We start from the raw sequence: 241 nt of genomic DNA on the forward strand, positions 1-241 counted from the left end.
CCTCAAGCCTGGCCACTTTTTCAGCTTCCTTTTCAGAGCCAATGTCAAAAACGTCTATACCCGCATCCATCAATCTTTCATATAGAAAATCCAGCATTTCTATCTCTTCCTCAGCATTCGGGAAAAAAAATAAAACATCATCAAGAGTCAAATATCCCTGTTTCTTTCCTTTTTTTACCAACTTTTTGATAGCCAATTCTTGTGGGTTAATCTTTAATCTGTTTTCTCCGGGAACGAGTTC

The 241-nt window shown here is 37.8% G+C and carries 1 protein-coding gene; it reads right to left on the minus strand.

Annotated elements, in window-relative coordinates:
• Positions 1 to 241 (minus strand): RNA polymerase sigma factor region1.1 domain-containing protein (locus tag FQ668_RS28110; RefSeq protein WP_218570934.1); only part of this gene is annotated, 241 nt, incomplete at both ends.

The organism is Pseudomonas sp. Kh14 (assembly GCF_900291005.1).
In the GTDB taxonomy this organism is placed as follows: Bacteria; Pseudomonadota; Gammaproteobacteria; order Pseudomonadales; family Pseudomonadaceae; genus Aquipseudomonas; species Aquipseudomonas alloputida.